6 protein-coding genes are annotated in these 9,058 nt (G+C 35.6%); 5 read left to right on the forward strand and 1 reads right to left on the reverse strand.

All coding sequences use genetic code 11. The features are described from left to right. The first annotated feature begins 104 nt into the window (after positions 1-104). The 5 genes from ACY65O_RS12275 to ACY65O_RS12295 all read left to right on the forward strand — a co-directional run bounded on the left by ACY65O_RS12275 (position 105) and on the right by ACY65O_RS12295 (position 7,691). On the forward strand, positions 105-932 hold the full coding sequence (locus ACY65O_RS12275) for an alpha/beta fold hydrolase (RefSeq protein ID WP_462221147.1): 828 nt from the start codon (positions 105-107) through the stop codon (positions 930-932). Between the two features lie 283 nt (positions 933-1,215). Continuing rightward, positions 1,216-1,662, forward strand: a complete 447-nt coding sequence (locus tag ACY65O_RS12280; RefSeq protein WP_462221148.1) for an RNA recognition motif domain-containing protein — start codon at positions 1,216-1,218, stop codon at positions 1,660-1,662. Between the two features lie 143 nt (positions 1,663-1,805). Continuing rightward, the gene (locus tag ACY65O_RS12285; RefSeq protein ID WP_462221149.1) at positions 1,806-2,378 is read left to right on the forward strand and encodes a TMEM175 family protein; all 573 of its coding nucleotides are present in this window, start codon (positions 1,806-1,808) and stop codon (positions 2,376-2,378) included. A 456-nt stretch (positions 2,379-2,834) separates the two neighbouring features. Beyond that, on the forward strand, positions 2,835-4,781 hold the full coding sequence (locus ACY65O_RS12290) for a T9SS type A sorting domain-containing protein (protein ID WP_462221150.1): 1,947 nt from the start codon (positions 2,835-2,837) through the stop codon (positions 4,779-4,781). An 831-nt stretch (positions 4,782-5,612) separates the two neighbouring features. Further along, complete coding sequence (locus ACY65O_RS12295; RefSeq protein ID WP_462221151.1) at positions 5,613-7,691, forward strand: CHRD domain-containing protein; 2,079 nt, start codon at positions 5,613-5,615, stop codon at positions 7,689-7,691. A gap of 577 nt (positions 7,692-8,268) precedes the next feature. On the opposite strand, the gene ACY65O_RS12300 is transcribed toward ACY65O_RS12295, so the two are convergent. Beyond that, entirely contained in the window at positions 8,269-8,907 is a 639-nt protein-coding gene (locus tag ACY65O_RS12300; RefSeq protein ID WP_462221152.1) for a helix-turn-helix domain-containing protein, read from the reverse strand. Positions 8,908-9,058: the final 151 nt, after the last annotated feature.

Here is a 9,058-nt window from a genome sequence, read left to right on the forward strand (position 1 = left end):
AAGTATGTGATACTGGAGATACGCTTTTAAACCTAAACTTTTGTTGGCAGCATCTTTGTTTGTTTATAAAGAAATATTTTTTTTAAAAAATTAAATTCTTTATTATGCCATTTATTAAATCAGTACAAAATAATAACAAGCCGGTAAAAATTTATTACGAAGATTACGGTAAAGGTAAACCTGTAATTTTTATCCACGGCTGGCCTTTAAGCGGATCAATGTGGGAATACCAGGTAACGCAACTGCCACAACAGGGTTTACGTTGCATTACTTACGACAGAAGAGGATTTGGAAAATCGGACAGGCCTTTTGATGGATATGATTATGATACACTTGCCGGAGATTTAAAAAGTTTACTGGAGGAACTGGATATTACCGATGTAACGCTTGTAGGTTTTTCGATGGGTGCAGGAGAAATTGCAAAATATTTTTCTTTATATGGGGGGAAAAGAGTTTCAAAGGTGGTGATAGTAAGCGGTGTTACTCCTTATATGCTTAAAACCGACAGTAACCCTGAAGGTGTACCGCAGGAAGAGTTTGATAAAATGGCCAAAGCCATGATTGAAGATAGGCCGGCATTTATGGAAAATTTTAATAAAGATTTTTTTAGTGTGTCATTAACTAACCACCCGGTAAGCGATGCCTTTTTAGCTAACAGTTTAACTAAAGTAATGGATGCTTCTCCCATTGCAACATTAGAGTGTGCTAAATCGTTTTCCTCTACCGATTTTAGAAAAGATGTAGTTAAAATAAATGTGCCCACTCTTATTATCCATGGCAATAATGATAAAACAGTACCTGTTAAACCAACAGGTGAAGAAAGTGCAAGATTAATAAAAGGTGCCAGGTTTATAATATATGAAGGAGCTCCCCATGGTTTATGGTATACCGAGAAAGATAAATTAAACCAGGACCTTATTGATTTTATTTAGTAAAAAACCAGTTACCTAATTATACAATATTATTATTGAGGTATTTTGCGGTTTTTGTTAATCATGATTTTGTATAATTGCGTCAATAAATTGGTAAAAGAATGAATTATTAAAAAATTTATGGTTTTGTTTCAACTTATATGCAAAACCCCTATCTTTATGTTGAATTAATGGTTTTAGTTTTTCGCTATTAGCTGAAGTAGCTTTTTTACAAGTCCGATTCAGTTCATTGTTACAACTAAGTCATTATCGTTTTTTATTTATTTATTTAAAAGTTTTTACAATGAACATTTATGTAGGAAATCTTAGTTGGTCAATGACTGATGATGATTTAATGAATCTCTTTACTGAGCACGGAAGCGTAACAAGCGCAAAAATCCTTAAAGACAAAATGAATGGCCGCAGCAAGGGTTTTGGTTTTGTTGAAATGGAAGACGATGAAGCTGCAAAAGCTGCAATCGCTGCATTAAACGAAATTGAAGTTCAGGGTCGTAAATTAATCGTTAACGAATCTCAACCTCGTCAGGAAGGCGGTGGTGGTGGCGGCTACAAAAAGAGTGGCGGCGGTGGTTACGGTGGCGGCGGCAGCAGAGGCGGCGGCGGTTACGGTGGCGGTGGTGGAAGAAGTGGTGGCGGTGGTGGTTACGGCGGCGGCGGTAACAGAGGTGGAAACGGCGGCGGTGGCGGAAGAAGCGGTGGCAGCGGTGGTGGTTACAACAGAGATTATTAATCAATCATCAAAATAATTTAATTTTAAAATCCCTTTTTAACCAAAGGGATTTTTTATTGCCTTTACTTACTGTATATTTATTTGTATGTAAAATTTATTCAACCGGCTGCTGTAAATTATCTTACAATTAATTTTATAAAATTATGGGTAAAGGAAGATTAGAAGCTTTTAGTGATGGAGTACTTGCCATTATCATTACCATAATGGTTTTAGAAATGAAAGTGCCGCATGGCAGTACACCAGAAGATTTAAAACCATTAATACCGGTATTTTTAAGTTACGTACTAAGCTTTATAAATATTGCTATTTACTGGAACAATCACCACCATATAATGCATACTGTACATAAAGTTACGGGTACAGTATTATGGACAAATATTCACCTGCTTTTCTGGCTCTCGCTGTTTCCGTTTTCCACTGCCTGGATGGGAGAAAATAATTTTAGTAAATGGCCGGTAGCATTATATGGTTTTATATCAATGATGGCTGGCATTGCTTATTATTTTCTTGCCCACCGCCTTGCAGCTATTCATGGAAAAGATTCGTTGCTTGCAAAAGCATTGGGTAACGACAAGAAAGGAATTCTTTCTGTAGTTTTTTATATTGCCGGGATTGGTTTATCATTTATTAATTCCTGGCTTGGATTTGGAATGTATGTGTTGGTTGCAATGGTATGGTTTATCCCCGACAGGAGAATTGAAAACAAGATTAACTAGTTTAATCTTTGCCTTTATCAGTACAAAAGCAAAGATATAGCATCGCAATTTTCAAAATTACCATAGCAGAAGATATCAACAAAATGGAACAACACAAAGACTGTAAAAAATGATATGTTCCTTTTTTTTGACAATTGCATTTACATTAACGTTGCATTTGCCAAAACAAAAAACTGAGTAACAACAATAATAAAATGCGATATCAAAATAACCACTTCAAGCCTTACAATACCTTTAACCGATCAGCTTTATGAAACAGCAAAACCCCTTTATTAAATCCACTTATATTTTTTAAACTTACACTAAGTAGTTTTACGAGGGAAAAAACATAAAAATCGAGTAGTTTTTGGCAGAATAATTAATCTAACTTTATGTTTATATTATTGATACTGTCCGTTAGTATCTAAGCAATTTATCAAAATCCGTATACCTAAGTTTATTTAAACAAATAAACCTATGAAAAAAAATCTACTCCTGATTTTACTTGCAGCTTTTACTAATTGTTTATTTGCACAAATAACCACTCCTGTTATAAAAGCCAATTTTGGAGTGGATGGAGAATTGCGGGCCAATTATTTTGGTGCCACTCTTTCAACCAGCGACGATTGGTTTAAAAATTACAAGTTTGGCACGGGGCAATTTATGATTGATACTACCGGCGCTGCAGCAGTTGTAGCCAATTATATAAGTAACCCCGCCAGCAGAATGGCTTCTTTTTCCCGGCTTATGAAACCGGCATTTTACAGTACCGTACAAAATCATTTAGTTATTGATGCAGTTTTTCACCGGGATTTTCATGGAGATGATTCAACAGTATTTGCTTCGGGCAGTAATAAAAATGGAATGAGCCCGGCACTTTGGTCTTGTCCGGTTGCACAGGGCATACCCGATAAAAACGATCTACTTGATGCGTTTAACCATGTTAGAAGAGCAGGCCCGAATGTTACTGATTCTTTATGGATGTTTGGGGGCATTTCTATTGAAAACACTAATGGCAACAGGTATTTTGATTTCGAATTATACCAAACAGATATTTTTTATGACCGTACCAGCAGAACATTTGGTGGTTATGGACCTAATGCCGGACATACGGCATGGCTGTTTGATGCCAGCGGAAATGTGCTTAAAGCCGGTGACATTATTTTTAGTGCAGAATTCAGCAGCTCCTCATTAACGCTGATTCAGGCAAGGATATGGATCAATAAAAATTCGCTCTTAACAACCCCGGCCAATTTTAGCTGGGGTGGAGAGTTTGATGGTGATGGACCGGGTGCTACGTATGGCTATGCCAGTATTTTACCTAAAACTACAGGAGCTTTTTATACAGGTCTGCAATCTCCTGTTACTGCATGGGCAGGCCCGTTTTCATTAGTTCGTCAAGACAACAGCGTAGTACCAGATTATACTCCCGGCCAGTTTATGGAATTTTCTGTAAATCTTACCAAACTTGGTGTGGATCCAGGCAGTTACAGTAATAATCCTTGCGGTACGCCATTTAGAAGGGTGCTTATTAAATCAAGGTCTTCCACTTCTTTTACATCAGAACTAAAAGATTTTATTGCCCCTTTTAAAATGTTCGATTTTCCGCCTGTAGATGCATTTACCAACCTACTCTACTTTTGTGGGGTATTTCCACCTACACAAATTGATGTAATTAACCCCAGCCCCACTTCTATTTATACTTGGAATACTTTAAATGGAAATATAGTTGGCAGTAATACCGGTATTTCAATAATTGTAGATAAACCAGGTACCTATTTTGTAACGCAGCAGCTAAATGCTCAATGCACCTATTATTCCAAAGACTCTGTAAAAATATTTTTTGACAGTACATGCAGATTACTTGATATTAACTTAACCAATTTTAAAGCAGTACAATCAAATGGCATTACAGAATTTAACTGGCAGGCATCAAATAATAAAGAAGCCGCAAACTTTACAATTGAATACAGTTTGGATGGTAGTAATTTTTTACAACTTGCAGCAATAAAAGCAAGTGGAGAGACCGCATTTGCTGATTATACTTTAAAACAACTGTTAGATAAAGTAAATGTGGCTGTTATTTATTTCAGGGTAAAAGTAACTGCCATTGATGGCAGAAGTAAATACAGTAACACCATTGTTTTACAAAATCACCACGGCAACAAATCAACATCAGCTGTTTTTCCCAATCCAACACATGGTGAACTATGGCTTTCTTTAAAAGGCACTGCAAACGAAACTGCATCAATAGCTGTTTGGAATTCACAGGGAAAACTTATCACTGCTGCTAAAGTAAATATTGTTGCAGGAGAAAATTTGATACAACTGCCGGGGTTATCCAATAGTGCTGCAGGCGTATATCTTGTAAAAATAAAAACGTTTACCGGCAGTATTACTCAAAAAGTTTTGAAACTGAATTAAGCAATTTTTAGCAGAAGTTATTTTATAAAAATACTTATTTACTTCAGCAGTACAAAAATATTGCTGCACATAATAGCAGAAGTCATAACTCCACCCGTATGCATTATGTCTAAAATCTTCGTATCAACTATCAAAATTTTCTAAAGGCATTCTTTAATTTCATCCAGTTAATGCCTTTTGCATTAGGCTATCTCCCTCTTTATCTAAAATAATTTTAATTTTTAAGAGTAATACCAATTAGACATTGAAAATACACTGTCAGCCTGAGCTTATCGAAGGCGGTTTGACTCTTGCACCCCATTTCGACAAGCTCAATCTGGCATTTTTTACCGGGTAGATTAAATGTATAATTGGTATAAATAGAAACCGTATAAAAAAAATGAAAGAACAATTATATAACTGTACCGGGTGGACAGAATTTGATCCTATTGAGAAAATATGCCCGCTGCTAATGGCATTTAAAAGCTTATAATTTCAGCCAGTTTTGATGGCATACTGTTTGAGGTTATGATGTTGGAGCTGTTTAATACTAAACCAAAATTATTGAGTACCTATTAGGAAAACTCTAAATTCAGGAGTTTTAAATATGTTATTTGTGTATTAGTTTGAAAATAAAGTGGGGAATTTTTTGACCAAATATATTTTTAAGGGTAAAAATTTAATCACTTTATATTTTTTGTATGTGAAATAATCAAAGGTTTTTTATTTCAAAAATTTAAACCAAAACTGCTTTTTTTTGTATTAATAATACTACCATTTATTTACTATATATAGCCTTACTTTAATTTTCTTAACATTCAATTAAACTAACACAACAAAAACACAATTACCATGAAAAAAATTGTTACATTTTTATTTTACCTATTATTTGCAATCGGTACTCAGTCGCAGATATCTTATTTAAAAGCAACGCTTGATGCAGCCCAGGAAGTACCGTCCAACGGCTCTACTGCAACAGGAGTTGCCATTATAAAGTACGATGCGGCAACAAAATTTTTAGAATTATATGGCGATTACCAGGGTCTTTCAGCGGCTATTTCAGCTTCACACATTCATGGTCCTGCGGCTCCCGGTGTAAATGCCGGCGTTCTTTTTACAGTTTCAAATAGCGGTGGCTCTACCGGAACATTATTTGTAACCGCAACGCTAACTGCCGGGCAGGAAACAGATTTACTGGCAGGCAACATGTATATAAATGTACATAGTGCCGCTTTTCCCGGTGGAGAAATAAGAGGACAACTTACCACTACCACTGCCGGACAAACAGATTATTTAACAGCAAGAATACAGGGTGCACAGGAAGTACCACCCAATGGATCGGCTGCTACGGGCAATGCAAAACTTTTGTTGGATAAAACTACTGGTATGGTTTATATGACGGGCAGTTTTACAGGATTAACAACAGCTGCAAATGCTGCTCATATTCATTCCGCAGCCGCAAACATTGGTGGTCCTGTTATTTTTGGTATTAGTTTTACTGCAGGCACAAAGGGTACTATTCATGTTTCATCTGCAATAGCTCCCGGCGATCAAACCCAAATGATTGCAGGTAATGCTTATATTAATATTCACTCGGGAACTTATCCCGGTGGCGAAATAAGGGGGCAACTTATTCCTGAACAGGACCTGGTTTATTTAAAAGCAAATTTACAGGGCGGCCAGGAAGTTCCTGCTAATGGATCTACTGCCACAGGTACAGTTATAGTGCGGTACAACAAAGCATTAAATACGCTGGAGTTAAAGGGAGATTATCAAAATATAACCGCAGCAATTACGGCATCTCATATTCATGGCCCTGCTGCACCAGGTGCAAACGCAGGTGTATTATACACTTTAACCAACACTGGAGGCACATCAGGAACATTAAGTACAAATGTGACTTTAACAGCACCTCAAGAAGCAGATTTATTAAATGGTTTGATGTATGTTAATGTGCACAATGCAAGTTTTCCCGGAGGGGAAGTAAGAGGGCAACTTACGACGACATCACCCGGTACACAAACTTATTATTTAACAGGTAATTTTTCCGGCTCTCAGGAAATTCCTTCCAATGCGTCTACAGCTACAGGTAGTGTAACAGTATTATTAGACAGGGTGACCAGCGAAGTCTTTTTAACCGGTAATTTTAGCGGACTTGCCGCCAATGCTTCAGCAGCGCATATTCATAATGGCGCCGCAGGATCTAACGGCCCCGTGGTAGTAAGCCTTTCCCCTACACTTGCTACAGCCGGAAATGTTAACGGAGGTGCTGTGGTTTCAACCGCTTTTGCAGATGCCATCATCTTTGGCTTTGCTTATGTAAATATCCATAACGCTTCTTTTCCGGGTGGAGAAATAAGGGCACAGTTGGGAAATCAGGTACTACCGGTTAAACTTAATTATTTTAATGGCTACAAAAAAAATAATGATGTGGTGCTTGTTTGGGAAAGTACAGAGGAAATAAACCTTCAGCAGTATGAAATAGAACAACAGGGTACCGAACCTGGAAAATGGATTAGTAAGGGTATAATTGCGGCTAAAAAATTAAATGCTGCAACTGCCTATACTTTTACAGATTTACCTGTAGATAATAATAAAGGCTATGGTATTTATCGCTTAAAAATGATTGATGTTGATGGCAAAACAGTCTATTCGAATGTAATTAAGATAAACTTTAAAACGGCCACAGCTACCCTGTCAATAAGTAACAACCCTGTACCAAATGGCATATTACGTTATGTAATAACCGGTTTACCGGCTAATAAGCAGGCTGCAGTTGCAATTATTGATAATACAGGAAAAGTAGTATTGAAAACTACAGCGAGAACACTTATGATCAACAATATCGCTATTGGTAATTTAGCCGCTGGCATGTACCGTTTGGTTGTACACACCGATGGAAATATTTTGCAGGAGAGTTTTACAAAATAAGTTTTTTTAATAATTAGAAAGCCGCCTTATAAATACATAAGGCGGCTTTTTTATAAACGGTATAAAATTTACTACTTATTATTCAACTTTCAAATCCCGTAAACAAAGCAGCATTGTAAATACTATTTCTTTTAAAATAAAACGGTTTTGCTAAAATGAAAATACTACAAAACAATTTTATACTTCTACTCTCCGTGGTAATTACTATTTTATCACACAACTCTCGGGCATCTTTAGTAATGGGATTAACTACTTTGGTAATTTATATTTAAATGCAAAATGATTCAACCAATTGGATATATGTAGTGTGGCTATTAAATTACCGGATGTGGCAACTGCTATTCTTTTTACTACTGAAAAATACAAAAAATGAGCTGGCTTTATTACCATCGTTACTTTAATAACGGTATTATTATATTCCATTACACCCAAGGTAGATTTGTAGTTGGTGGCGGGTGAAATGTTGTGAAATACAATTTTCTGTTAGTCTGTTGTGTTTTGCTTGCCATTGTACTTCCTAGATGGAGTAAAGAAAAAAACAGACTAACTCCACATTACCATTGAAGATAAATTGTTGTTATACATGCTCAAGTGGTATTCTAACTTTTTCTTTCATTGATTTAAAATCTGATGCTCTTAAGCCAGTTATTTTTTTAAACTGGTTAGAAAAGTGAGCAATACTGCTGTAATCGAGCCTTGATGCAATTTCTGTTAATGTAAGTTCATTGTAAACAATTAATTCTTTAGCCTTTTCTATTTTATGGCAAAGAATAAAACTTTCAATAGTTATTCCTTCTGTTTGAGAAAAAAGATTGGCAAGGTAAGTATAATTGTAATTTAATTTTTGACTGATATAATACGAATATTTTATTTTGGGCAATTCCTCCTCGTAATGAACCATTTCAATAATTAAATTTTTCACTTTTTCTACCAGCAGTTTTTTCTTATCCTCAATTACCTCCAGGCCAAATTTATTTAAAGCAAATTTTATTTCTTCAATCTGTTCATTTGTAATATTTTCGCTTATTTCAGCTTCTCCTAATTTTACATTAACGTAATCATATCCAAGTTTTCTCAATTCCTCCTTTACAATAACAATGCAAGGATTGCTAACCATATATTTTATAATAATTTTCATAATTACAAACTGCTTTTTAAAATGCCTTAAATAATTTAAAATATTACTGCCTGCATAAATAGCGGGTAATAAAGTCATACATTTAGTTATCAATTGTATGCCAAAATATATTAAGTAGTTTTTAGGAGATGGCAATCTAAACTAAGGGAAATACTGTGTAAAATTTTGCACAGTTTGTGTATTTTGTAAATGTGGGTAAGCGCCACATCAATTGCAGTATTACGAATTC

Source organism: Ferruginibacter sp. (genome assembly GCF_031430955.1).
GTDB lineage: Bacteria > Bacteroidota > Bacteroidia > Chitinophagales > Chitinophagaceae > Ferruginibacter.

What these genes read in the sequence shown, in the direction of transcription:
- ACY65O_RS12285 (WP_462221149.1), top strand. Translation starts at nt 1,806, where the DNA reads ATGGGTAAAGGAAGATTAGAAGCTTTTAGTGATGGAGTACTTGCCATT.
- ACY65O_RS12275 (WP_462221147.1), top strand. Translation starts at nt 105, where the DNA reads ATGCCATTTATTAAATCAGTACAAAATAATAACAAGCCGGTAAAAATT.
- ACY65O_RS12295 (WP_462221151.1), top strand. Translation starts at nt 5,613, where the DNA reads ATGAAAAAAATTGTTACATTTTTATTTTACCTATTATTTGCAATCGGT.
- ACY65O_RS12280 (WP_462221148.1), top strand. Translation starts at nt 1,216, where the DNA reads ATGAACATTTATGTAGGAAATCTTAGTTGGTCAATGACTGATGATGAT.
- ACY65O_RS12290 (WP_462221150.1), top strand. Translation starts at nt 2,835, where the DNA reads ATGAAAAAAAATCTACTCCTGATTTTACTTGCAGCTTTTACTAATTGT.
- ACY65O_RS12300 (WP_462221152.1), bottom strand. Translation starts at nt 8,907, where the DNA reads ATGACTTTATTACCCGCTATTTATGCAGGCAGTAATATTTTAAATTAT.